Below are 22,632 nucleotides of genomic sequence, written 5' to 3' on the forward strand. Positions count from 1 at the left end.
TCGAACCGGTAGACGTCCCGGGACGTCCGGCCGACCACCGCCCGGCCCCCGCGCCCTACGCCATAGTCTGCCGAGCATGGATCTCACCATTTGGGCCCGCGACCTGGCCAGGTCCCTCCTCGCGGAGCCCCTGCCTCGTCGCTGGGCACACTCTCAGGGCGTCGCCGCAAGGGCCCAGTCCCTGGCGGGAATCCTGGGCGCCGATGCGGAGCTACTGTGGGCCGCGGCGATGCTGCACGACATCGGTTACACGCCGTCACTGGCCACGACAGGGTTCCATCCGCTGGACGGCGCCCGCTACCTGCGTGACTGTGCAGCCGCGGACGAGCGTCTGATACGGCTGGCCGCCAATCACTCGTTCGCGCTACTGGAGGCGGAAGAGCGCGGGCTGCGGGAAGAGCTGGAGGCCGAGTTCCCGATCCTCGACCACGGCGAGCTGGTGGATGCTCTCGTGTACTGCGATATGACCACCACCCCGGACGGCACCCCCACCACCGTGGATGCCCGGCTGGCGGAGATCCTCACTCGGTACGACTGCGACAGCATCGTCGGCCGATTCATCCGCCGAGCCGATGAGGATCTGCGAGCTGCTGTACACAGGGTTGAAGTCCGGCTGATCTCGGCAGAGCGGTAAGGGAGGGCACGGCTCTCAGTCGACGTGAGGGAACGTGCCGTCCAGGTAGTGGGCGATCTGCTTCCGCATGGAGTGGTGGATGTCGTAGGAGTCCAGCTCGCCGGGCAGGATCCAGCGGACGCCATCGGCCTCGTCGTTGATGGTGGGCTCGCCTCCGACCGGCCGGCCGATCACGGTGACCGTATCGGCATCGGTGCCACGCAGCAGCGAGTCCCGCATGACTGGTTCGTTGCATGCTTGTTCGAAGAGCTCGGCGTCGTGGGCGACATCGCACAGACCGGAGAAGATGGCCAGGCGCGTTTCGTCATCGAACTCGTCAAGGAGCGTGGCGTAGCAGCTCTCATCCGTCCCCAGGGAGAAGAAGTCTGGCTCGAGGGCCTCGAAGCGCCTTGGCAGGGAAGTCCGGCCGGCCTCCATGCCGAACGAGCCGATCTTCACTGCGCCTACGTTGACGCTGCTGCTCCCGTTGTAGCACCGCAAATGGAAGACCGTCTTGAACCCGTAGTCATCCCAGTTATCGTCTCCGAGCCACGCTACGCCTGGACGAGTACCCGCTGGTTCCCGCGCGTTGGGCACCGTAGTGAAGTACACCGCGTCACATTACCGAACACGCTCCTGCCGTACGGGCAACTGCCGCCGATCGCACGGAAACGCGGATCAGCGGACTGGGCAGGCCGAGCTGCGCAGTGGCACCGCTCCTTGACCCAGTGCTGCGGCCTTGCCAGGGCCGATCTTTGAACGTCCCTTGACGGCGCCTTGTTGCTGCCCGACTGTGCGCTCCCGTGCAGCCAGGCTCCCTTGTAGTAAGGGGTCCTTTCAGAATGCTGGGTGCTTGCGGGCAAGGGTCATGCAGTGAGCGAGCTGGAGGAAGGCGTCGTGCATGTCGTCTCGGGCTTCCCAGCGGGTTCGTAAGCGGCGAGGACCGTGGAGCCAGGCGATGGCGGACTCGGCAACCCATCGCACACGGCCCAGGCCCGAGCCGTGTGGCTGACCGCGCCGGGCGATCTTCGGGACGATGCCACGCTCACGCAGACCCCACCGGTAGATGTCGTGGTCGTAGCCGCGGTCTGCATACAAGGCGCGGGGCTTGCGCCGGGGCCGGCCCCGCTTGCCTCGTACCGGCGGCAGGCCGTCGACCAGCGGCAGGAGCTGGGTGACGTCGTTGCGGTGCCCGCCGGTGTGCGACACCCGCAGCGGGGTGCCGTGCGCGTCGGCCAGCACGTGGTGTTTCGAGCCCGGCCGTGCCCCATGGAGCTGAGCAAGGAACTGCAACAGCAGCTGGGCGACGTGAACCGGTGGGAGACAGCCGGATTCGCATGGGACAGCACCGGCGCGCTGGACCCGCAGGAGTTCTACTTCCGCAACCTGTGCCACGCCCCCGGGTGGAAGACCGGCGGCTGGACCCGCTGGGGCCTCACCGACCCCATGCCCCGCCCGTGCCCCGAATGCGGCACCGAGACGACCCCGCTCCTCACCATCGCGTCCTCGGAATGGAACTCCGGCAGCAAGAGCTGGATGCCCGATGAGGAACGGACGAACCCAACTCCGCTCCTCATCGGCACCCCACCCGCGAACTTCACTCTCCTCGACATCGCCGGCGCCTACAGCCTGCAACTCCACGCCTGCCCAGTGTCCCCGGACCATCCGCACATCGAACTGGTCCAGTGAGCAGGCCCGACGCCCGGGTACCGAACCGACACCGGGCTGTTCGAGCTCGGTAACTGATCCCACCCAGTTCGCGCCAACAGGAGCCGGCATGAGTTTCTCCACCCCACCGCGGCCGTTCGACATCACCGCGCTCTTCCCTCAGCTGGCCCCGCTGGCACGCACGGCGACCCGGCTGCACCCGCGGCCCGGGTCGCCGACCGTGCACGACAGCTCCGCCGGCGGACCGCTCCTGTGGCCCGCCGACGAGCCGTGGCCCCACTGCGAAGAACCGCACGACAGTCGCGGGACGAGAGTGGTGCACTCTCCGGACGACATCAGGCTCTTTCGCCGCAGGGCTATGGCAGCGGCCGAGCGGCTGCGCCTCGACCCCGAGGCGCCCACGGTCACACCCGAGGAACTGGAGGCCGCGCAACGGTTCCGCGAGGGCCGCCCGTGGTTCGACGGCCCGATTGCCATGATGCCCGTGGCCCAGCTCTACGCTCGTGTGGAACGTCACGTAATTCCCCACCAGCGGCGTCAACTTCCCCGCCCAACCGTTCGAACGCCACGTCTCAGGTCTCGGGGACCCATTCCACGGGAGGGGGCATGGGACTGTAGTCGGGTCCCCTGGTGCCGTACTGCCGGCGGAGATGTCGAACCGGGTCTTGCAGCGCAGGTACGGGGTGAGCTTCCGGTCCTGGTCGCGCGGCGTTCGTCTACTTGCGCTTGCGGCGGTCCTGCTCGCGCTCCTCTCGCAGTTTCCGGTGGAGCGCTCCGAGGGTCTCGCCGTTCGGGACCCGGCGGGCGCGGAGGGCCAGGCCCGGTGAGCCGTCGGTCGTGTGGACCGTCAGTTTCCGCTCGTTGTACCCGATGTGGCTGACGTTCTCCCAGCGCACGGAGACCGAGCCCGCCCTCACGCGGTGCCGGTCCGCCGTGATCGGTCCGAACGCGACCTTCCCGCCGTCCTCGATCGTCGTCAGGACACCGGGGAGCTGCGCCGCGACGACGCCACCGCAGATCTGCGGGCTGAGGTTGTCGTACGCGCTGCCGACCGCGGTCGATATGAAGCGCAGGCCCCGCCCGCGCCGTACCCGAAGGCGGTGCCAGTGGCGTTGGGCGTAGCCGGGGTACGGGTCGGAGCTTAGGTTGATGTTGAGTCTCTCCAGCCAGCTCTGCGACCACTGGTCGTACCGGAGGGTTTTGACGTCCGCGTAGCGCACCACCCGCCGCCGGCCGCCCCACGAATCGCCTATCAGCAGGCCGCCGCTGAACGTGTACCAGGGCGCGTACGCCAGGAAGAGCACGTCGAAGCCGATCGCGAGGACAGGCACGGCGGCGGCGACGGCGACCACGGTCAGCCAGTCGCCGAACGAGTTGTCCGGCCATCCCAGGCGCCACTGCCAGGCTAGGTAGCCGCCGAGCAGGGCCGTGTACAGCGCGAGTTTGCCGAGATCCCGAGCCAGTGGGCTCGCTGGTACCAAGTCGTCGCGGGAGAGGAGAGGGGAGAGTCGCCAGTACCCGACGCCCTCCGCCAGCAGGCCCACTGGCGGCGCCAGCCAGCCCCAGGCATCGTCCGGTCGCCCGGTGTTCGACGCGAAGAGCAGGATCAACGGCGGCACGAGCAGAGCCACCTCGACGGCCAGCCGCCAGGCGGGCGTACGGCGGTCGTGCCGGTGTCGGAAGTATCCGAGACCGGCTTTCTCGGCTGCGCGCGCGACGCGCGGGGGTGGCACGGACTCGGGCGACATTTCGCCATCGTCGATCATCGGACCATGGCCGGACAAGGACTTGGTGCCGGCCGTCGCCAAGCGGTGACCCGAACGCGATTACCGCGACAACCCGTACTGACCTTCAGAGCCAGTACGTCTGTTCCCCTCCCGATGCGACAGGCCCCTGCAACACCAGTGTCAGTTCTCGGTTACGAAGCCATCAGGCACGAGACGGGACGCGAAACATCTCTTATCAGCTGAGCCGACCGGAGCAAACCACATGCGGATCACCAGCCGCAGGAGAAACCGGCCTCATTCGAACGGTTGGGCGGGGAAGTTGACGCCGCTGGTGGGGAATTACGTGACCGTCGACACCCCCGGACAGCCCTCTTCTGGCGCTCCTCCGCCACCGTCACCGACGTCCTCGACGCACCGCCCGAGCCGCCGATCATCGAGTCCGCGCGCTACCTCCCGGAGCCGTGCCTGTTCTCACCGGAGCAGGTCACCGACTACCCCAACCCCTCGGAGCTGAGCAAGGAACTTCGGGACCAGCTGGACGACATGAGCCGCTGAGAGACGATCGACCCCGCGCGGTACAACACGTACGCGGACGACCCGGGCGAGCTCTACCTGAACAACCTCTGCCACGCCCCCGGCTGGAAGACCGGCGGCTGGACCCGCTGGAGCCCCACCGACCCCGTCGACCGCCCCTGCCCCGAGTGCGGCACCGAGGCGGTCCCGCTCCTCACCATCGCCTCCTCGGAATGAGACGGCGGCAGCGAGACCTGGATCCCCGAGGAGGAACGGACGAACCCGACTCGGGTTCCCCTGGGCACCCAGCCCGGCGACTTCACCGAGATCGGCATCGCCGGCGGCCACGACCTGCAACTCCACGTCTGCCCTGCCTCCCCGCACCATCCCCACATCGAACTGATCCAGTGACCGGTCGCGCAGGACCGAACCTGCCGATGCCGGTCGGTATCTGCGCCGCCTTTGATGCACAGCAGCGGACGCTGTCGCTCCTCGAACCGGCAGTACGGTCCACCCGGACCGTCGGTTCCTCACCGGCGAGCGTCCGCTCGGCGGTCTCGGCCTGACTGCCGAAGAGCACCAGGTTGCTCAACCTCGGTAACTGATCCCAGCCAGTTCGCGCCATCGGGAGCCGACATGAGTCCCACCACCCCGCCGCGGCCGCTCGACGTCACCGCGCTCCTCCCTCAACTGGCCCCGCCGGCGCGCACGGCGACCCGGCTGCATCCCCGCCCCGGGTCGCCCACGCCGCACGACAGCCGACGGGCCGCTCCTCTGGCCCGCCGACGAGCCGTGGCCGCACTGCGAAGGACCGCACGAGTGGGACCGGGTGAACGAGATCCTCTCGCCGGGAGACGCGCGCCGGCAGCGGCGCATCCGGGCAGCAGCGGCGAGCCGGCCGTACGAAGATCACCCACTGTCCCGGTACGCGCCTGAGGAGCAGGCCATCGTGGAGCGGATCGAAGTCGGCCGCCCGTGGCCCGAAGGCCCGATCGCCATCCTGCCCGTGGCCCAGCTGTACGTACGCGACATCCCCCTGCTGCGCCCGCCGGGTCGGTCCGAAGCCGATCTGCTCCAGGTCCTCTGGTGTCCCTTCGACCACCCGGCGAACCCCGCAACCGCACTTTTCTGGCGCTCCGCAGCGACCGTGACCGACATCCTCGACGCGCCTCCCGAGCCACCTGCGATCCAATTCCCCGGCTATCTGCCGGAGCCGTGCCTGCTCACACCCGAGCAGGTCACCGAGTACCCCAACGCCATGGAACTGAGCAAGGAACTGCAGGAGCAACTGGGCGACTGAAGCAGGTGGCAGGCGGCCGGATCAACGCTAAACAACTACTACGAGGTCGCCCCGGACGAGTTCTACGGGGACCATCTGTCCATCGCTCCCGGCTGGAAGGCCGGCGGCTGGCCCCATTGGGGCCTCACCGATCCCATGCCCCGGATCTGCTCCGAGTGCGGCACCGAGGCGGTCCCGCTGCTGACGATCGCCACCACCGAATGGGGCTCCGGCGGCGAGGGCTGGATCCCCGAAGAGGAGCAGGCGAATCCCACGCCGATGCTTCCTGGCCAGCCTCCGGCGAACTTCACCAGGATCGTGGTCGCCAGCGGCTACAACCTCCGGCTCCACGTCTGCCCTGCCTCCCCGGACCATCCGCACATCGAGCTGATCCAGTGAGCCATCGCCCTCGCCGCGATGCGGCTATGGCTCCGATGAGGACCTGCCGGACAGCTCCCGGCTGTCCTGACGGCCGTAGCGCTCCCTATCCCGCGCCACCCCTTCGGCACTCACCGATGACTGGATGGTGTACACATCTCCGATACGGTCGTCGCCGCGCCGACGCTGTCGCCATTCTTCGTGAGCCCGGAACACCATGACGGACACCTGTGAAGCAGGCTGCCAGTGCCGTGTGAAGGTCGGAGCATTCACGTCCGGGGCGTCTTCCAGGGGTACACCCTGCTTCCCCAGCAGCCGCTCCAGTTTGTCGAACCGGAGGTGGCGGTCGAAGCGCCCGTACCGGTCGCGAATTGCCGTGTTCACGATGCTGCCGCCCCAGTACGACAGCCGATGCACCTGCAAGGTGAAGTGGTGCCCCTCCCAAGGATGGTCCGGTGTTTCCCGAATCCAGAAGAACTCAACCATTCCGTAGTCGCGCCACATGCTGTGGTCGTCAAGGGAGTTCTCGGCGAAATCGGAACCCAGCATCGCGGTCACCCGGTCGGGACTGTCCGTCGGAGTGGCACCGAGCACTGTTCCGGAGGCGACCACGTCCATGTAGAACGCAAGGGAATACGGAGTCAACTGGTCTTCCTTGACGGGGCGCCGGGTATCAGAAGCGACGGCCTCAGCATATGCGACCGGGGACGCCACGAAGATCCGCCGGACAGGCCCTAAGCACAGTACGTGGCGAAACTCGCCAACTGAAGTGCGCCGGCGCTGTGCTCACGGTGAAGCCTTCCGGCTGTGCCGGAACACGCGCCGGGTGAGGTCAGCCGTATCGGAGTATGCCGCCCGACCGGACCAGCCAGAAACGGAGTTGCGGCTTTCGGGGAGCATGCGATGGCGCCCGGACGGATCGCGTGGGATTCGCGCATTGCATTACGTGGGCCGATAGAGCCTGTCCTGCCAACAACCGCGACGGCCTGGAGACGCGAGACCTCCGCAGGCCAGGGTGGGTAGCAGTCGCGGCGGACTGTCACCTACCTCGTGGCGAGGAAGACCTCGTCCTCCCCGCCCGCTCTCCCCGGGGATGCGGCTTCCCGCGCGCCAGGAGCGGACAGACGGGCAGGACGAGCTGCCCTTCCTTGCTCGCCACGCGGCAGTCACTGTCGCGACCGCGCTTTGCGACGGCGCTGAGCAGGCACCCGGTTGCGGGCTTGGCGCTCGCGATGACGCATCCAAGCCAGCAGCACATCGCGCTTGTGCTCGGACTCCTCCGGTACGAGGGTCTGGGCGAGCGCGAGCACGCCAGGTACCGCGATCCCGACGACGACCGCGATAGCCACGGCCCACCACGGGGCGCCCACCATCGTCAACGCGGTGACCGCCGCTCCCGCGCCGATCGCTCCTCCGGTGAGACGACGGCCCACGCCACGCCGGGCAGGAGGCTGGGACTGCGGGCCGGGACCTCCTTCGATTCCGTTGTTCACCGGTCACCCGCTGTCGCCGAAGCGATACGGGTATACAGGGCGTCGATCTCGCCGAGGGAGGTCAGCCGTGCCGCGTGGAGACGCAGCCGGCGCATGTGTCCCTCGACGGCCCGGGAGGTCATCCCCAGCGCGTCGCCGATCTCCTTCTGCGTCATTTTCTGCTGGTAGAGGAGACTGCAGATCGCTCGGGCCTCCCAGGTGGCGTCCCGCAGGATCCGCTGGACGGTCCACCGGTAGATCACGGCCTCATCCGGAGGAAGGTCCCGTCCGACCTGGTCGCTGTCGATGACGGCGTTGGCCGTCATCGCAAGGTGGCGCCGGTGACGGCTCGCCCACTTCTTGAAGGCGTCCCGGAACATGAGCATGCACGTCACCGTGAAGTAGGTGCGCATCGTGGCACCGCGGTCGGGGTCCCACTGGCCGGCAGGGAGGAATTCCTCCGTGAAGAGCGCCACGGCGCTCTGGACGGCGTCGTGGGCGACCTCGTCACGGATGTCGCCGCGCCGCTTCAGGGTCTCGATCTCGTGCCAGCGTGCGGTGATCGAGATGTACCGTTCGCCGCACTTCTCGACGAGCGTTCCGTCCCTCATCCACGCACGCAGGACCTTCCAGCCGTAGACCCAGAGTTCCTGACGCAGCTGTTCCATCTCGCGGCCCACGAAGTCGTCCTGCTGCAGGCGTTCGTACAAAGCGCGGTCGGCGGCTAGCTTCGCGGCGTTGCCCTGCTTCGAAGGCTTGGTTGTGGTCACGGTGCCAGGTTCGGCGTCGGACTGCTGGTTCTGCCGGGTCTCCTCAAACAGCGCCATTTGATCTTGCATTGGGGTGTATACCAACCCTCGCACTAGATGTCATTTCGCGCTGCTCTATGGAGAGTTCAGCGATTCATCCCACGCACATGACGAGATTTTTTGTGGCGCTGCTGTTTCCGCAGTTCACAGCGATGCTGATGACTCTTCGCAGACGCGCCGTCTCGGAGGGCTCGGGTGCTGAGGTGGACCGGATATGCCTGGGGCCCGGCCAACAGGCCGGGCCCCAGGCGGAGAATTTCGGTGTCAGGTGCGAGGAGCGGGAAGAGCTGGGTGGCCGCGCTGGCCGCGATCGGGGCAGGGGTCGCGGCCGGTCTCGGTGTTCCGGGACACGACCAGTGGGTGGGCTGCTCCTCGGTCCTCGCTGTGGGGACCCTGACGGCTTTCGGGTTCCTCGGGCGCCGCCTGGAGGCGGGCCAGGACGGGCTGCGGTACCGCACGGTGCTGCGGTGGCACCGACTGGAATGGGACGAGATCGACCGCTTCGAGGACGTGCGGGTACAACCCGGCGACCGCCGCCTCAGCACCCACAACCTCCGTGTCGTGGCCAAGCTGCGCAGCGGCGAAGCCGTCCGGCTTCCGGTGCCGTACGCCGGCTCCGTGGACGCGTTCAGCTTCGAGGACCGGCTGCGCGCCCTGCGCGCAGCACACCAAAAATATCCCAGTGCCCTAGGTGGAGCCGCTCCAGTGCCTGGGCTGTGGCCTTAGTGAAACGTGCGCCGAAGGCGCTCTCGTCCGCTGTGCAGGCCGCGATCACCCAGGTTCTGCGATCGTCCTCAGGAATGTCCTGGAACAGCTGGAAGTCCGTCGCCGCACCTGCCCCGCAAACATCGAGCAGGAACAGGACGGGCGACTGGTCGCGACCGTGCTCGACCTCGTTAAGCCATCGGCCGATATCGATCGCCGACTCGGGGAGCTCAGTCAGACGGCTGTCGTACACGGGCAGGTACAGAACCGGGCCACGAGGGACCCCGTGGCCGGCGAAGTGGACGATGCGTGGTCGGCCCGCCGAGTCACGCCGCAGATTCCGCCAGCTCTCCTCGACACCTACCCGGTCCGCGTCGATCACCGGTTCTCTGACATTCAGCCCGTCGAAGAGCGAGAGTACCGAGGCGAGTTCACGCACCCCCCCGCTCGACCGACGGCAGCGGAGCCAACTCCTCCGACGTGGGACTCCACTCGCCGTCAACCGTGCTGCGAAAGGTCCCCACTCCGAGCAGAAGTACTCGAACCATCATCCCCCCGAGGCCGTGCGGTTCGGTCCCTAACAGATCACGGTATCCCGCAGAACGTCGACGACAAGTCTGCGGGGCAGGCGGCGTACTGGACATGGTCGAACTGGACATGCCCGTCCCCCTTCCGGTCCGATGGCGTGTCACGTTGCCGGTACCGGGCCGCATCGGGCGGTCAGAATCGTGAGGACGCCACAACTGATCGGCAGGCCCCTATCGGGACACGCCCCGCCGGCCCGGCACCGACAACGCACCATCCCCGGCCAACTCCGGTGCACCGCGCAGGAATGGTCTTGCAGATCAGGTTTCGTGTGGAGTTTTCGTGGCGAAATACTTCAACCATGGGCTTATCACCGGTTGCCGGTCATCCTGCTGTCGCTGTCTTCCGAGAGCCCCGAGGCGGGCGGCCCGTCCCGGTGCTGGGCCCACGGGTCGAAGCTGAGGCGAAGCGGGCCGCGCGCGTGCTGGCCGCGATGTCGACCCACGCCAGACCTGTCGAGCGCACCCTCGCGCTGCGGCAGGCTGCCACGGTCGCCGGTGAGTTGGCGGCCGCGCTGTCGGATCTGGCTCCGGCCTTGGTCGGTGAGGGACTGCCGGCGGAGTCGACCAGTCAGTCGTTCTTCCGGGTCCGTGAGGGGGAGCTGTCGGATCAACAGGCTGCCCTGCACGGTGTCCTGGTCATCAACCGCGGTCTGGAAGATCTGTGTGATGCTCCGCTGTCGGGTTCCGACCTGGCGCTGGAGGTGACCGGCATGCGGCAGTCGGTGCTCGATCTCACCGGCGCAGCGCCGGGCACAGACCCTGATTCTGTCCCGCCGGCAGCCGTCCCCGAGGCCGGTGCGGGATCGTCGTTGGAGAGTATGTGGAGTGCTCGCTGGCTCATCGGTCACCAGGTCCATGTCCTGTTCAACATTTGCGCCGCGGTCGCCGTGGCCGACGCCACCCGCTCGCTGCGGCTCGGCGACGGCGATGCCGCACTGCTGCGGCTGGCAGATGCGACGGTGTATGTGCGTGGCTTCCCAGCAGCCATGGCTCACGCCAGTACGATCCCCGCCGACTACTACATGGCGGCGATACGCCGCACCATGGCGCCTCCGTCGGTGGACGTCCCGTTGAGCGGGCGCCAACATCGCGGATACAAGCTGTTCCGGGCGGCGATGAAGGACCTGCTGTCCGTGGTTCCCGACTCCTACGAGCACTTGGCAGCCCGCGCCCCGGAGCTGGCCGAGGCACGGGGTGCTCTCCTGGAAGCCGACATCGTGGATGCAGAACGGCACGTCACCCTCGCGTACTCGATGGTGCATCTGCGTCGTTCCATCGCTCAGAAACGCGGAGGACCCGACAACGCCGTCGCCGAACTACGGCTCATGCGCCATCGCCGTGCGGCCCAGTACGCCTCGCTGATCCGATTCGGGGACCACTACGTCGCCGACGCCGTGGCCGGCCTGCGCCACTCGTGAGTCCGCGCTTCCGCCGCCCACGCCCCAGGCAGGAGACCCCGATGCCCGAGACGACGCCCGACACCGCCCAAAACACCGTCCTCGCCACAGACCGGGAACTGGATCCGGCCGATGCCGCCGCGTGCGAGCGGCTGGCCCGCACCCTGTGCACCCGCGGGCACGACCAGGTCGACAGCCTCGAGTGGGTGGCCCAGGCCCGGGACGCCTGGGAGGAGCTTCCGCTACGGCTGCGCCTCGAGGTGCGCCGGTTTCGAAGGCATTCCGGCCCGAACGGCACCTTGGTGATCGGCGGCCTGCCCGTCGATCAGGCGGCCCTGCCCACAACACCGACCGTACCCGGCTCGGTCCAGCGCCAGGCCACCATCGCGGCGGCGGTGCTCACCATGGTGGCCTGCGGGCTCGGCGAGCCTCTCGCCTACCTGGGGGAGAAAACCGGCGCCCTCGTGCAGGACGTCGTGCCCGTGCCCGGGCAGGAGACCTTCCACGGCAACGCCGGATCGGCGCCGCTGTCCTTCCACACCGAAAACGGCTTCCACCCCCACCCACCCGACTATGTGATCTTCCTGTGCCTGCGTGCCGACCACGACCAGATCGCCGGCATGCGCATCGCCGGCATCCGCCAGACACTGCCGCTCCTCACCCCAGCCAACCGCCAGGCCCTGTTCGCATCGGAGTTCATCACCACACCACCACCCTCCTTCAGCCCCGACGCTGCCGCGACCGAGTCCGGCGTCAAGCCCCGACCGGTGCTGTGGGGAGCAGCCGAGGACCCCGACATACGTATGGCTCAACTCGTCACACGCCCGCTCACCCCTCAGGCCGCAGCGGCGCTGACCGAATTCGGCCGCGCCTGCGAGGCGACCGCCCGCACTCTGCGCCTGACACCCGGCGACCTGGTCGTCATCGACAACCGCGTCACCGTCCACGGCCGCACCGCCTTCCACCCTCGATACGACGGAGCAGACCGCTGGCTGCAACGCACGTACGTCACCGCCGACCTGCGTCGCTCCCGCGACCACCGCCCTCACGACGGCCACATTCTCGCCCGCTGACCAGCGATATCTTCACCGTCGCCGGGTCGCCGAGGAGAACGACCCTCCGCCCGCACACGCCAACAGGACCGCCATGAGAGGACGCTGGCATCCTCCTGTGACTCAGCGGACTCCCAGTCCTCAGGGGGTCGTTCGATGGCGTGGGAGCGGAGTTGCTGAGCGAGGCCGCCGTCGAAGAGGTGGGTCGCGCCGTGCGCGAAGTCGAAGACCGGTGTCGCCAGCACCGCGACGGCGTGGACCACCTCGGCGAGGGTCGCGTAGCACTGTAGGGCGACGTCGCGAACGAGGGCGTCGATGTGTACCCCGTCGGCAGAGGTGGTCGAGGAGTCTTCGATGGGGCCGATCGCGATGGCGGCCCGCGTCGACATGTGGAGCGGGCCGTACTCCAGGGCGAAACTGCGGGTGAGGCTTTCGGTGGCGGCTTTGGCCGCGTCGTAGCCGGCCTTGTAGCGGTGTGCCCTGGTGCCGCCGACCGAACCAGGACCAGGATGGCGCCCGGCGCGCAGTGGGCTGCCACGGTTTCCGCGACCGTACGCAGGACCGCGTAGGTGGTCACCAGGTTGTCCTCGATCGCCGCGTGGAAGGCGTCTACGTCGTTGGCGGCGATCCGAGCGAGGTGGGGTACCCGTCCAGCAGCGTGGAAGAGCTCCACGCGTTCGGCTCCGTCGAGGAACTCGTCGACCAGCGGCGAACTCCCGCAGGAAGGCGATCGCCTCGGCGTCGCCGAACAACCTGGCGAGCATTTCCGGCCAGTGCAGGTGCACGATGTCCGGCACCACACCGACCAGGTGGGAGAGGTCTCCGGGGGGGGCGAACCCTGGTTCGTCGCGGTACAGCCCCAGGCACAGGACCACGGCCCCTTGGGCCGCGAAGCGGCTCTCCTGGAGTGCGACGTAGTCTTTCCAACCACAGGTCCCGGGTATCTGGAGCACGCGGAGTCCGGTCACCGCACAGCCACCCTTTGAAATCCCTCTACGGGGCAGAGGTCCCTGAGTGCGGAGGGCTGGGGGTGGCGGTGCCGTACGGGTCATGAATCCTCCGCCATGTGATGGCAGTGCACTTGACGTGTTCGTGATGAATGTTCACCGGTGAGGAGGCAGGCAGCGCCCCGGATCCGAGATGTGGCCGGATCCCGCCATCGCTGGCGCGTGCCGACTTCTTCTCGACTGGGCTGCCGCGATCCATGCGCCGCTGCAGCCAGCCCGGAGAGCCGATAGGTACACCGATCCACCTCGACAGTTCGCCGATCGGCCATGGGCGGCCTCGGCGGGCGCGTCTGGTATGGGAGGTTATGGTGCCGGGTAGTGCGGAACCATGCCCGACATCCCCCTGGCCGGAGTGGCGCTGCGAAGGTTACTGACGGTCGTCGACCAGACGGCGGAGTTGGCGACAGAGCTGGCGTCCGCCCTTCGGAGCCGACCGAATGACGCCCCGACCCGCACCGCGCCGACACCGCTCGGCGTCGATGCACTGGCGTTCGAGCCTGCGGAGTTCGAGGCCGTGGCCCGCCATCTGGAACCGCTGGACCGGCTGATCGCGTCCGTCCCGCCGAGTGCCGACGGGATGCGGTGGCGCTACCTGGACGAAGCCGTCCTGTTCCGCTGCGAGAGGCAAGTGCCGACGCCGTTCGACGAGTTCACCACACGCCTCGACATCAGCAAGGTCATCGGTCTGACCAGCGGCCATCTGGCGGGCTGTACGGATGTCCAGGCTCACGATGAGGCCGGAAGGCCGATTCGGCAGCTCGAGCGGAGCATCAACCGGGCCCAGCCCGCCTACCTCGCGCTGTGCGGCGCCGACGTACTCGACGTCTGCAAGCTGGAGACCATCGACTACGGCCCGGACGAGCAGCTGCTGCGCTGGCGGCAGGTCCACAGCGAGAACGCCTCCGCGCTTCAGGACGACGGCTCGGTGTCCTTCGCCCGGACCGGGGGCGGCACCAGAGTGACCATCTGCGCCTATCAGCAGTTCGCCCTCCCACCGTTGTGGCGGGCGATCACCCCCACGCTGTGGCCCGCGGTCCGGCGCGCTCTGGTGGAGGACGCCTACCGCAGGTCCTTCCACACCACCCTGAATACCATCGCGGCACACGGGCAGGGCAGCACAGGGCCGGTCGCGGAGACGTCCGGCGCCGACTTCTCGCTCCGGGACGCCGTCGCCCGCGTGGCCGAGCCGTTGAACCCGTTGGCCGGGTTGGCCCCGTGGAGGCCGACACGGCCCGAGTACACCGACAGTTCCGGCTTCCGTCACTTCAGGCCCGAGAGGCAGCCCCGTTGACCCCGCTCACCACCCAGCCGCACGAGTACCCGTACGCCTTCCACATCGCCCTCGACGGCAACGGCCTCAACGGCCTGGAAGGCCGGGCAGGCGTCTGCGTCTTCCGCTACGACCCCGCCACCGGCCGGTACGCGTACAAGATCGAGTACTACGACGGCATCGCCGGCGGTCATGCCGTCAGCGTCAGCCCGGACCGCTCGCTCGGGTTCCTCGGCAACACCGGCCAGCACCTGCTCTTCTACGACACCACGGCCCTCGCCGAGACCGACCGCCTGTCCACCCTGCGGATCGAGCCCACCGACTCGTCCATCAAAGGCACCACGCACATCGCCTGGCTGGGAAACCGGGAGATCGTCGGTGCGATCGGCGAGCACCTGTGGCGGTTCGACATCGACCAGCTCGGCCGTCCCGAGCGCCTGGGCCCGCACGGCCTGAAGCTGCCCCATGCCATGAAGACCACGGCCTCCGGCCGATACCTCGTCTACGGCGGCATGGACCACCCCGGTCGCGGCGAGGCCCGCGAGGTCGGCATCTTCGACCTGCGCACGGGCACAGCCCACCGCGTCGACTTGCCGGCCACCTGCTGGCATGTGGCCGTTCATCCCCGCGAAGACCGCTTCTACGCCCTCTCCTTCCGTGTCCTCCCCCAGGAAGGACACGACTGGCACGAGTGGGCCATGGCCTACCTCAAGGAGTACGTCTTCGAGATCGACGCCGAACACGGACAGGTCCTGCGCCACTGGACGGCCCCGCGTGAGACCCCGGCGCACATCAACTCGGACGTCTGCGTCTCCGATCGCGAACTGATCTACTGCAACGGCGGCAGCGGCACCATCGTCATGATCGACCTGGACGATTTCTCCACCCACCGGATCATCGACGAGCGCCCCGGCCTGCCCGAGCAGCTGCTCGCCGGCCGGCAGGCACTGCACCAGGTGACCGACGCCTTCACCCGCGGCTCGCCGGCCGCGAGCAGCAGGCACTTCCTCGCAGCGCTGCGGGTCTCGCGCGGAACGCTGCTCGATTCGGTGTACGCCTGTCAGCTCTCCGCCGACCAGAGTCTGCTGTTCACCGCCAACCGGGGACTCAATACCGTCACCGTCTACGACTATCCGGCCAACACTGTCCGGCAGCGGGTGCGCATGCCGCAGCTGCAGCAGTACGTCGACGGCCTCCCTTGGAGACACGATCCGCGTCTTGGCTTCCACCACAGCACGCTGATCTCTCCTGCGTGAACGCGCATTCATGTCTGGAAGTGCGTTCCGGTCGGCCGATGGCAAACCTGTCCTCAATGGTGCCGTTGATGCGGCGACACCTCGGTGTACGCGGTCGTGCACAACATCTGTGCGTACGCCGGGCGCTGAGCGTCCGTCCGCAGCGGCCGCGGTCCAAGAGGGGAACGCACAGGTAGTCGGTGACGGGCGAGGTCGCGCCAGGGGCCCGGCCCGGTGGGTGGGCGGCGGGCGCCCTCGCTCGTGCACCCCACACGCTCGCCGGTCTGGATCGTTGGTCCGGGCATGATGATCAACACCCATCCCGTGATCGGCTCTCACCCGGATCTCGACAGCGCCAGGCTCACCGACGCTCTCTTTGACGACGGCCCGAGGGCACCGATGTCCACGCGATGCGGCGCAAGGCGGTCTCGACCGACCTGTTCCGTCACCGCAGCAATGCCGGTACCGAAGAGAGGTGGCAGCTCTCCTACGACCGGCTGCGGGCCCTGAACGAGGAACTCCTCTCCCCCGAGGACCTGGCGCGGGATCCGCGGGCGCTGGCCGCCCTGCACGAGTGGAGCGCGGTGGTGGACGGTGCGACGGCGACCGTGGCCGGCATCCACTACAACCTCTTCCTCGGGAGCCTGCTCGACGACCGCCTCTCACCGCCGCGCGACCTCAGCGCGTTCAGCGGTCTGGCCCGCACCGGCACGATCACCCCGCCAGGGCAGAGGCGACGGCACACACGGAGCGCGCGGCGTCCAGCGGCTCCTGCATGCCGGCCACCATGCAGGCGAAGCCGGTGCCCCGCCAGCCGGCCCGCGTCATTCCGAAGGAATGCGAAACTCGAATTCGGGACGGTCCCACGGCACGGCGGGCGGGTTCGCAAACGCGGTCCCGGTCCGCACCGCACCCACGCGGTGGTAGAAGTCCTCGGCGGGAACATGCGACACGACCTTGACACAGTCGAGCCCGGCGGCACGGGCCTCGGACTGCATGTGCGCCACGAGCAGCCGTCCTATACCACGTCCTTGCGCTTCGTCGGCGACGAACAGCAGGTCGAGCTCCGGTGGAGCGAGGACGAGCGAGTAGAACCCGATGACCCGGCCTCCATGCTCGTCGGCGCAGACGGCTACGAAGGCGCGGTGGGCCTCGATGTAATCAGGACCGACCCGGTAGCCCGCCACTGCGGCTGCGTACTTACCCTCGTAGGCGCCTGAGCCACGCACGAGCCGCGTGAGCCGTTTGGCATCCCGCGCGACTGCCCTCCGTATCGTGATCGGCTGGCTGATCGGGGAAGTGCGTGAACTCATCGGGAGAGTATTTCGCACCGGGGAGTGCCTTCCTGCGGCGGTTCGGCTGCTCGGGCAGGCGTTCCTGCACCGCTCCCGGGAACCACTCGTGCGAGCGCAACCGATCTCACGCCGAAGCCGCGCCGGAGCGCTTCGGTGCGGCTTCGGCGTCTCACGGCTCCGCGCGGAGGTCCCCGTCGGAACGGTTCCTGGCGGGCCTCACTGCCCCTATGACGGGGGTCATGACTGTGTGGGCCTGACCAGGTGGAACACCTCGCGGGCGGCGTAGCGTTTAAGGCATCGGCCGATCGGCCGAACCGCTGGACGCGTGGGAGACGCACGAGAACGCCTGGCGGCCGTCGTCCCGGCCCGCCTCCTCCGGCTGGGATCCCGAGGACACGGCGGAGATCGCCCGGCTGCGGGCGAGGGAACTCGAACTCGCGGGGCTGATCGTCGCCCATGCGTTCTGGAGCGGCCTCGCCGCGGCCGACGTCGCCGCGGCCCGTGACGCGCTCAAGCACCACCACGAGCAGAAGACCGCCGACGCCTCCCGCTAGCCGCCGACCGGTTTCCCCGCGCCGGTCGGCAGCAGCACCGGGCCTGGTTGTAGTGGAGGTCGCGGCCGCGCTGCCGGGGAGGGCGTGGAGGTTCGCCGTCACCGCACTCGCCGTGCGGGGTCCCGGTCGCTGCGGACTGGGACCCCGCACGACTTACTCACGCAGGTCAGCTCGGCTGGTCTCCGGTGTAGCGGAAGATACCGCCGGCGGAGTTCACGACCCAGACGGTGCCGTCGGCAGCCGCGCCGACGTCGACCGCGGCGCCGGGGATGCCGGTCCAGGGGTTGGCGTCGTGGCCGGTGTAGCGGTAGATCTGGTCGGAGGAGTTGACGCCCCAGACGTTCGTCCGGGAGCCGACGGAGATCCGGGACAGGCCGCCGGAGATGCCCACCCAGTCGGTGGAGCCCTGGTCCCCGGTGTAACGGAAGATCGCGCCCGCGGAGTTCACGTGCCACACCGTCCCGTCCGCGGCCACACCGATGTCCACCGCACGACCCGGGATACCGATCCACGGGTTCGCGTCGTGCCCGGTGTACCGGTAGATCTGCCCCAGCGAGTTCACCCCCCACACATGAGTACGCGACCCCACCGAGATGCGGGTCAACCCGCCGGATACGCCCACCCAGTCGGTGGAGCCCTGGTCCCCGGTGTAACGGAAGATCCCACCGGCGGAGTTCACGTGCCACACCGTGCCGTCGGCGGCCACACCGATATCGACCGCCTTGCCCGGGATGCCGATCCACGGGTTCGCGTCGTGCCCGGTGTACCGGTAGATCTGCCCCAGCGAGTTCACCCCCCACACATGAGTACGCGACCCCACCGAGATCGTCGTCAGACCACCAGAGATCTGCTTCCAGTCAGCCACGCCTGTGCCCCTTTCGCGTCGCACCTTGCACCCGGTACATGCGGCGCGACTAGGACACCCAAACAGCCCCATATACCGATTGACCTCTTAAAACATCCAGAAATCGATGTTTGATGCGGCCTCGCTCCCAGGACGCACGGCACCCAGGCAGCCCTTGCCAGTTCCCGAAGACCAAAAGCGCCGTAACCCACATGGAGGCACCAAGTCCTCCTGTCTTCAGGCGTCCACGGCAAGCCTGAGGTCACCGCCGACCAGCCGTCCGACTTCGCCGTGTCCGGGGCACACTCCGACGGGTGAAGACGGGTGGGCGACCACACTGCCATCACCCCGATGCCCCGTCGGCTGCCCCGTACCCCCGCCCGCTCCCAGCCCGTCGGCGTCACGCCGCGGCCTGGCGGTCACGTCTGGCCGGGGCGCACCAGCCGGGCACCGACCCGGAAGCCGACCGGGCCGTGGCCGCACTGCGCCGCGTGATCGGGCAGGAGATCGACCAGCGGCGCACCGGAGAACAGGACCCCGGCGGGCTGTTGTCCACCCTGGTCCACTCCCGCGACCGCCAGAGCGGGGCCGGCATGTCGGATCGGGAAATCTGTGACGAGATCCTGAACCTGTTCGTCGCCGGCACGGGCACCATGAGCGCCGCCCTCGCCTGGGCCTTCCACGAGACCGCCCGACACCCTGACGTCGAAGCACAGCTTCTGGCCGAGATCGACGCCGTGACCGGCCGAACCCAGGTCCACGCCGAGCACATCCCCCACCTGTCCTACACCCGGCAGGTCCTCAGCGAAGTCCTGCGCCGCCACCCCACCTGGCTCCTCATGCGACGCACCATCCAACCCGTCACCTTGGGCGACGTGCACCTGCCCACTGGCGCCCGCGTCTACCTCAGCCTCCACATCCTCCACCACGGCCCCAATCCTCTTCCCCGACCCCGACTCCTTCGACCCCGACCGCTGGCTCCCCCACCGCGTCACCCCCCAGCACACGAACGCCTTCATCCCCTTCAGCGCAGGCAACCGCCGCTGTGCCGGAGACCACTACGCCTGGACACAGCTCACCCTCATGCTCACCAACGCCCTGGCCCAGTGGCGCATCCGCCCGGCAGACGACCGCCCAGTGCACTCCCGCGTCGGCACCGTAGAAGGGGGATCGCCGAGGTAAGCCCAAAAGGGGCCACGGGATGATCTTGAAGTTCTAGTGAGTCACCGTACGTTCTGCGGCTGGGCCCGGGGGCCGGGAACCTCGCCAGTCTGGAGGGCGGCGAAGTCGGCGTGGGCCGCCTCGACCGCTTCGGGGTACGCCTCGCGCTTGGCGTGCTTGGCAAGTGCCCGGTAGACACTGGCGACGGACGGGCTCAGCCCTTTGCGCTTGCCGGTGGGGATGATCAGGTCGGGCTGGATCTGCTCGACGGACTCGCCGTTCGCCCTTCGCCGGAGCACGGTGTGGAGCATGTCGTCGGTGATGACCGGCGGCCGGCCGCCGTGCTTGCCCTTGCGGGCCGCGGTGTCGAGCCCCTCCAGCGTCGACTCGCGGATGTTCTCCCGCTCGGTCTCCGCCATCGCCGCGAAGAACGCGAACAGCAGCGGCGCCGCGCCGGTGGGGTCGTAGATGCCGGGCAGGGGCCCGGCGAGCATCTCCAGGACCAGGCCGTGGGCGGTGAGGTGATCGGCGAGCGCGGTGAGTTCGGCGGCGTCGCGGCCGAGCCGCTTCATCTCGTACACGGTGAAGATCACCCGGCAGTGCGGGGCGTGCGCCTTGATCTCCCGCGCGGTCTTCAGCGCCGCCTCGAACTGGGGGCGGACCCGTACCCGGGTGCTGATCTTCTCGCTGAAGATCTTGTCGCGGGGGATGCCGTGCGCGGTGAGCGCGTCGAGCTGGGAGCCGAGTTCCTGGCCGAGGGTCGAACAGCGGACGTAGCCGATGCGGATGTCCGCGCCCGGGGTGTCCGCGACGGCCGGAGCCGGGGGCGGGCTACCGGGCCGCCAGGGCTTGCCGGGGCTGCGGTCCGTGGGGGGCGGCACCCGCAGTGCCTTCTTCAGGCGGGGAACCTGGGTGAAGCGGCGGGTGTGGTAGGCGGAGGCGACCGCGCCGCCGCGGGAGCGGCACGGCGAGCCGGGCTGTGCGTCGCACTTCGGACAGGCGTGCTGCTCGATGTCGTCCGCATCCGACCGGCCGGACGGGGAGGGGTGCTGAGGGTCCGTCATGGGCCCGAATTTTCGCACAATGCAACTCTCAGAAGGGGGTCCGTCCCTCCTTTGGGTGAGAACGGGTTCTGCAAACCCGAACCAGTCTCGGCGGTCTCCGGCGGCCTGTTCTTGATCTTGCTCGGGCAAAGGACCGTTTGTGCGAGAACATCCATGATTCACGAGCGCCGCGGTCAGTTCGGTTGGCGTAGGCCGGCGACGAGGAGTGCGACCAGTCGGCGTGCGTCGTAGCGGGGGTCGCTCTCGGCGCCGATGCAGAGGTTTCCGATGCCGCGCATGAGGTGGTAGGCGTCGAGGCCGGAGTGGATCTCGCCGGAGGCGGCGGCAGCTTCGAGGAGCTGGGTGCACACCGGCAGGAGGCGTTCGAGGAAGTAGGCATGGAGCGCCTCGAAGCTGGTGCTGTCGCCCCGCATCGCGGCTGCGAGGCCGTGTTTGGTGACGAGGAAGTCGACGAAGAGGTCGACCCACCGCCCCAGGGCGGCATAGGGAGTGGGGCCGACCGCCAGCAGGGTGGGGCCGGCTTCGGCGCAGGCGTCGATCTGGTGGCGGTAGACGGCGACGACGAGGTCCGCCCGGGTGGGGAAGTGGCGGTAGATCGTGGCCACCCCGACGCCAGCCTTGGCCGCGATGTCGCGTACCGGCGCCTCCACACCCGAGGTCACGAAGACCGCGGCGGCCGCGTCCAGCAGCGCCTGCTGGTTGCGCCGGGCGTCCTTGCGATTGGACCTGGCTGAGCTTCCCGGGCCCGGGCCGCCGTCGTTCACCGCAACACTCCTCCCATGGTCGAACTTGCAAAACGGATCGACGTTCCGTATCTTATGCGAAACAAGGTTCCGTTTCCCTCATGATGGCAGACCGGCAGTGCTGCGGCCAACTGCTGTCCTCAGCACGCTCCACCCGGGACCGGAACAGCCACCCGCCCGTCGCCACCCGGCGTCGATGTGGCTCCGCATGAGAAACGCTCCCCATCCGGCCCATGCCCGCGGCGTCGCCGCCCGCCGGGGCCCACCGAACCCAAGAGTGCGCACGCACCGAACGGAAGGCACCTCCATGTCCGAATCCAAGACCGCGAACGCCCAACAGATACCCGCCACGGTGGTATCAGCGCGGCCGGTCGTCCTGTCCGCCCCGGGCCGCGGTGACGACCTCCAGGTCCGCGTGTCCGCCCCCGCGACCGGCACCGGCCTGCCCGTCATCGTCTTCTCGCACGGCTTCGGCTGGTCGATGGACGGCTACGCCCCGCTGGCCGACTTCTGGGCCGCCCACGGCTTCATGGTCGTCCAGCCCACCCACCTCGACTCCAGGACCCTGGGCATCCCCGCCGAAGACCCCCGCACCCCGCGGATCTGGCGCCTGCGCATCGAGGACCTCACCCGCGTCCTGGACGGACTCGACGTCCTGGAAGCCTCCGTGCCGGGCCTGGCCGGGCGCCTGGACCGTGACGGCGTCGCCGTGGCTGGCCACTCCTGGGGAGCCCAGTCGGCGAGCACGCTGCTGGGCGCGCGTGTCCTCGACTCTGATGGCAAGCCGGGTGAGGACATGTCCGACCCCCGGGTCAAGGCGGGCGTGCTGCTGTCCCTGACCGGCTTGGGCGACGACCTGGTCCCGTTCGCCGCCGAGCACTTCCCCTTCATGAAGCCGTCCTTCGACACCATGACCACCCCGGCCCTCATCGTCGCCGGGGACAAGGACCAGTCCCCCCTGTCCACCCGCGGACCGGACTGGTTCACCGACCCCTACACCTACAGCCCCGGCAGCAAGAGCCTGCTCACTTTGTTCGACGCCGAGCACTCCCTCGGTGGCATCCCAGGACACGAGGTCGCCGAGACGACCGACGCCAGCCCCGCACGCGTCGCCCTGATCCAGCAGCTCACCACGGCCTACCTGCGCAGCGCCCTGTACGGCGAGGCCGCCGCCTGGAAGGCGGCGGCCACCGCACTGGAGGAGGACCCCAACCCGCTCGGCACGCTGCAGAGCAAGTAACGCGCCCGAGCACTCGCCT

20 protein-coding genes and 4 pseudogenes are annotated in these 22,632 nt (G+C 68.7%); 13 read left to right on the forward strand and 11 right to left on the reverse strand.

The window, feature by feature from the left end:
* Positions 1-76 precede the first annotated feature (76 nt).
* Positions 77-634: an HD domain-containing protein gene (locus OG562_RS03295; protein ID WP_266393407.1), complete on the forward strand. Its 558-nt coding sequence runs from the start codon at positions 77-79 to the stop codon at positions 632-634.
* A 15-nt stretch (positions 635-649) separates the two neighbouring features.
* Here OG562_RS03295 and OG562_RS03300 read toward each other — a convergent pair whose 3' ends face one another.
* Both OG562_RS03300 and OG562_RS03305 read right to left on the reverse strand, forming a co-directional pair.
* Entirely contained in the window at positions 650-1,072 is a 423-nt protein-coding gene (locus OG562_RS03300) for a hypothetical protein (protein ID WP_266393409.1), read from the reverse strand.
* Positions 1,073-1,450: 378 nt separating this feature from the next.
* Positions 1,451-1,879: pseudogene (locus tag OG562_RS03305) on the reverse strand (transposase); the annotation flags it as partial.
* 3 nt (positions 1,880-1,882) lie between these two features.
* Here OG562_RS03305 and OG562_RS03310 point away from each other — a divergent pair.
* Both OG562_RS03310 and OG562_RS03315 read left to right on the forward strand, forming a co-directional pair.
* Positions 1,883-2,302 (forward strand): hypothetical protein, encoded by a 420-nt coding sequence (locus OG562_RS03310; protein WP_266393411.1) that lies wholly within the window; start codon positions 1,883-1,885, stop codon positions 2,300-2,302.
* A gap of 88 nt (positions 2,303-2,390) precedes the next feature.
* Positions 2,391-2,786 (forward strand): annotated as a pseudogene (locus tag OG562_RS03315) (hypothetical protein); the annotation flags it as partial.
* Positions 2,787-2,997: 211 nt separating this feature from the next.
* Here the strand turns inward: OG562_RS03315 and OG562_RS03320 are convergent.
* Positions 2,998-4,029 carry a hypothetical protein gene (locus OG562_RS03320; protein ID WP_266393412.1) on the reverse strand — a complete coding sequence of 344 codons (1,032 nt, stop codon included), beginning with the start codon at positions 4,027-4,029 and terminating at the stop codon, positions 2,998-3,000.
* A gap of 285 nt (positions 4,030-4,314) precedes the next feature.
* Between OG562_RS03320 and OG562_RS03325 the strand changes: the two genes are divergently transcribed.
* Entirely contained in the window at positions 4,315-4,563 is a 249-nt protein-coding gene (locus tag OG562_RS03325; RefSeq protein ID WP_266393414.1) for a hypothetical protein, read from the forward strand.
* A gap of 594 nt (positions 4,564-5,157) precedes the next feature.
* A pseudogene (locus OG562_RS03330) lies at positions 5,158-6,199 on the forward strand (hypothetical protein).
* 24 nt (positions 6,200-6,223) lie between these two features.
* Here OG562_RS03330 and OG562_RS03335 read toward each other — a convergent pair.
* Both OG562_RS03335 and OG562_RS03340 read right to left on the reverse strand, forming a co-directional pair.
* Entirely contained in the window at positions 6,224-6,823 is a 600-nt protein-coding gene (locus tag OG562_RS03335) for a hypothetical protein (protein ID WP_266393416.1), read from the reverse strand.
* Between the two features lie 844 nt (positions 6,824-7,667).
* Positions 7,668-8,420 carry a hypothetical protein gene (locus tag OG562_RS03340; RefSeq protein ID WP_266393418.1) on the reverse strand — a complete coding sequence of 251 codons (753 nt, stop codon included), beginning with the start codon at positions 8,418-8,420 and terminating at the stop codon, positions 7,668-7,670.
* A 423-nt stretch (positions 8,421-8,843) separates the two neighbouring features.
* Between OG562_RS03340 and OG562_RS46185 the strand changes: the two genes are divergently transcribed.
* Entirely contained in the window at positions 8,844-9,185 is a 342-nt protein-coding gene (locus OG562_RS46185; protein ID WP_353962845.1) for a PH domain-containing protein, read from the forward strand.
* Here OG562_RS46185 and OG562_RS03345 read toward each other — a convergent pair.
* Entirely contained in the window at positions 9,088-9,603 is a 516-nt protein-coding gene (locus OG562_RS03345) for a hypothetical protein (protein ID WP_266393420.1), read from the reverse strand. The two genes, OG562_RS46185 and OG562_RS03345, sit on opposite strands and share 98 nt — an antisense overlap.
* Positions 9,604-10,182: 579 nt before the next feature.
* On the opposite strand from OG562_RS03345, the gene OG562_RS03350 reads away from it, so the two are divergent.
* Positions 10,183-11,169, forward strand: a complete 987-nt coding sequence (locus OG562_RS03350; RefSeq protein WP_266393422.1) for a hypothetical protein — start codon at positions 10,183-10,185, stop codon at positions 11,167-11,169.
* A 41-nt stretch (positions 11,170-11,210) separates the two neighbouring features.
* A complete protein-coding gene (locus tag OG562_RS03355) occupies positions 11,211-12,221 on the forward strand; it encodes a TauD/TfdA family dioxygenase (RefSeq protein WP_266393424.1) in 1,011 nt (336 codons plus the stop codon).
* On the opposite strand, the gene OG562_RS03360 is transcribed toward OG562_RS03355, so the two are convergent.
* Entirely contained in the window at positions 12,194-13,252 is a 1,059-nt protein-coding gene (locus tag OG562_RS03360; protein ID WP_323187473.1) for an SDR family oxidoreductase, read from the reverse strand. The genes OG562_RS03355 and OG562_RS03360 overlap by 28 nt on opposite strands.
* Positions 13,253-13,535: 283 nt before the next feature.
* Between OG562_RS03360 and OG562_RS03365 the strand changes: the two genes are divergently transcribed.
* Both OG562_RS03365 and OG562_RS03370 read left to right on the forward strand, forming a co-directional pair.
* A complete protein-coding gene (locus OG562_RS03365) occupies positions 13,536-14,498 on the forward strand; it encodes a hypothetical protein (RefSeq protein ID WP_266393426.1) in 963 nt (320 codons plus the stop codon).
* Positions 14,495-15,733 carry a hypothetical protein gene (locus OG562_RS03370; protein ID WP_266393428.1) on the forward strand — a complete coding sequence of 413 codons (1,239 nt, stop codon included), beginning with the start codon at positions 14,495-14,497 and terminating at the stop codon, positions 15,731-15,733. The genes OG562_RS03365 and OG562_RS03370 overlap by 4 nt, the downstream gene beginning before the upstream one ends.
* An 803-nt stretch (positions 15,734-16,536) precedes the next feature.
* On the opposite strand, the gene OG562_RS03380 is transcribed toward OG562_RS03370, so the two are convergent.
* On the reverse strand, positions 16,537-17,025 hold the full coding sequence (locus OG562_RS03380) for a GNAT family N-acetyltransferase (protein WP_266408989.1): 489 nt from the start codon (positions 17,023-17,025) through the stop codon (positions 16,537-16,539).
* 702 nt (positions 17,026-17,727) lie between these two features.
* Positions 17,728-18,426 carry a tectonin domain-containing protein gene (locus OG562_RS03385; RefSeq protein WP_266393430.1) on the reverse strand — a complete coding sequence of 233 codons (699 nt, stop codon included), beginning with the start codon at positions 18,424-18,426 and terminating at the stop codon, positions 17,728-17,730.
* A gap of 470 nt (positions 18,427-18,896) precedes the next feature.
* Between OG562_RS03385 and OG562_RS46190 the strand changes: the two are divergent.
* Both OG562_RS46190 and OG562_RS46195 read left to right on the forward strand, forming a co-directional pair.
* Positions 18,897-19,277: pseudogene (locus OG562_RS46190) on the forward strand (cytochrome P450); the annotation flags it as partial.
* A 64-nt stretch (positions 19,278-19,341) separates the two neighbouring features.
* Positions 19,342-19,587 (forward strand): cytochrome P450, encoded by a 246-nt coding sequence (locus tag OG562_RS46195; RefSeq protein ID WP_353962846.1) that lies wholly within the window; start codon positions 19,342-19,344, stop codon positions 19,585-19,587.
* Positions 19,588-19,628: 41 nt separating this feature from the next.
* Here the strand turns inward: OG562_RS46195 and OG562_RS03395 are convergent, their stop codons facing one another.
* Together OG562_RS03395 and OG562_RS03400 are read right to left on the reverse strand one after the other, a co-directional pair.
* On the reverse strand, positions 19,629-20,630 hold the full coding sequence (locus OG562_RS03395) for a recombinase family protein (RefSeq protein WP_266393433.1): 1,002 nt from the start codon (positions 20,628-20,630) through the stop codon (positions 19,629-19,631).
* A 173-nt stretch (positions 20,631-20,803) separates the two neighbouring features.
* Complete coding sequence (locus tag OG562_RS03400) at positions 20,804-21,394, reverse strand: TetR/AcrR family transcriptional regulator (RefSeq protein ID WP_266393435.1); 591 nt, start codon at positions 21,392-21,394, stop codon at positions 20,804-20,806.
* A 286-nt stretch (positions 21,395-21,680) separates the two neighbouring features.
* Here OG562_RS03400 and OG562_RS03405 point away from each other — a divergent pair, with 286 nt between their 5' ends.
* Positions 21,681-22,613 (forward strand): alpha/beta fold hydrolase, encoded by a 933-nt coding sequence (locus OG562_RS03405; protein ID WP_266393437.1) that lies wholly within the window; start codon positions 21,681-21,683, stop codon positions 22,611-22,613.
* Positions 22,614-22,632: the final 19 nt, after the last annotated feature.

The sequence above is a fragment of the Streptomyces sp. NBC_01275 genome (genome assembly GCF_026340655.1).
Taxonomy (GTDB): domain Bacteria; phylum Actinomycetota; class Actinomycetes; order Streptomycetales; family Streptomycetaceae; genus Streptomyces.

Bases quoted from the DNA above. Each gene is read 5' to 3' on its own strand.
- OG562_RS03295 (WP_266393407.1), top strand. From the start codon at position 77: ATGGATCTCACCATTTGGGCCCGCGACCTGGCCAGGTCCCTCCTCGCG.
- OG562_RS03310 (WP_266393411.1), top strand. From the start codon at position 1,883: ATGGAGCTGAGCAAGGAACTGCAACAGCAGCTGGGCGACGTGAACCGG.
- OG562_RS03320 (WP_266393412.1), bottom strand. From the start codon at position 4,029: ATGTCGCCCGAGTCCGTGCCACCCCCGCGCGTCGCGCGCGCAGCCGAG.
- OG562_RS03350 (WP_266393422.1), top strand. From the start codon at position 10,183: ATGTCGACCCACGCCAGACCTGTCGAGCGCACCCTCGCGCTGCGGCAG.
- OG562_RS03355 (WP_266393424.1), top strand. From the start codon at position 11,211: ATGCCCGAGACGACGCCCGACACCGCCCAAAACACCGTCCTCGCCACA.
- OG562_RS03360 (WP_323187473.1), bottom strand. From the start codon at position 13,252: ATGACCCGTACGGCACCGCCACCCCCAGCCCTCCGCACTCAGGGACCT.
- OG562_RS03365 (WP_266393426.1), top strand. From the start codon at position 13,536: ATGCCCGACATCCCCCTGGCCGGAGTGGCGCTGCGAAGGTTACTGACG.
- OG562_RS03380 (WP_266408989.1), bottom strand. From the start codon at position 17,025: ATGAGTTCACGCACTTCCCCGATCAGCCAGCCGATCACGATACGGAGG.
- OG562_RS03395 (WP_266393433.1), bottom strand. From the start codon at position 20,630: ATGACGGACCCTCAGCACCCCTCCCCGTCCGGCCGGTCGGATGCGGAC.
- OG562_RS03405 (WP_266393437.1), top strand. From the start codon at position 21,681: ATGTCCGAATCCAAGACCGCGAACGCCCAACAGATACCCGCCACGGTG.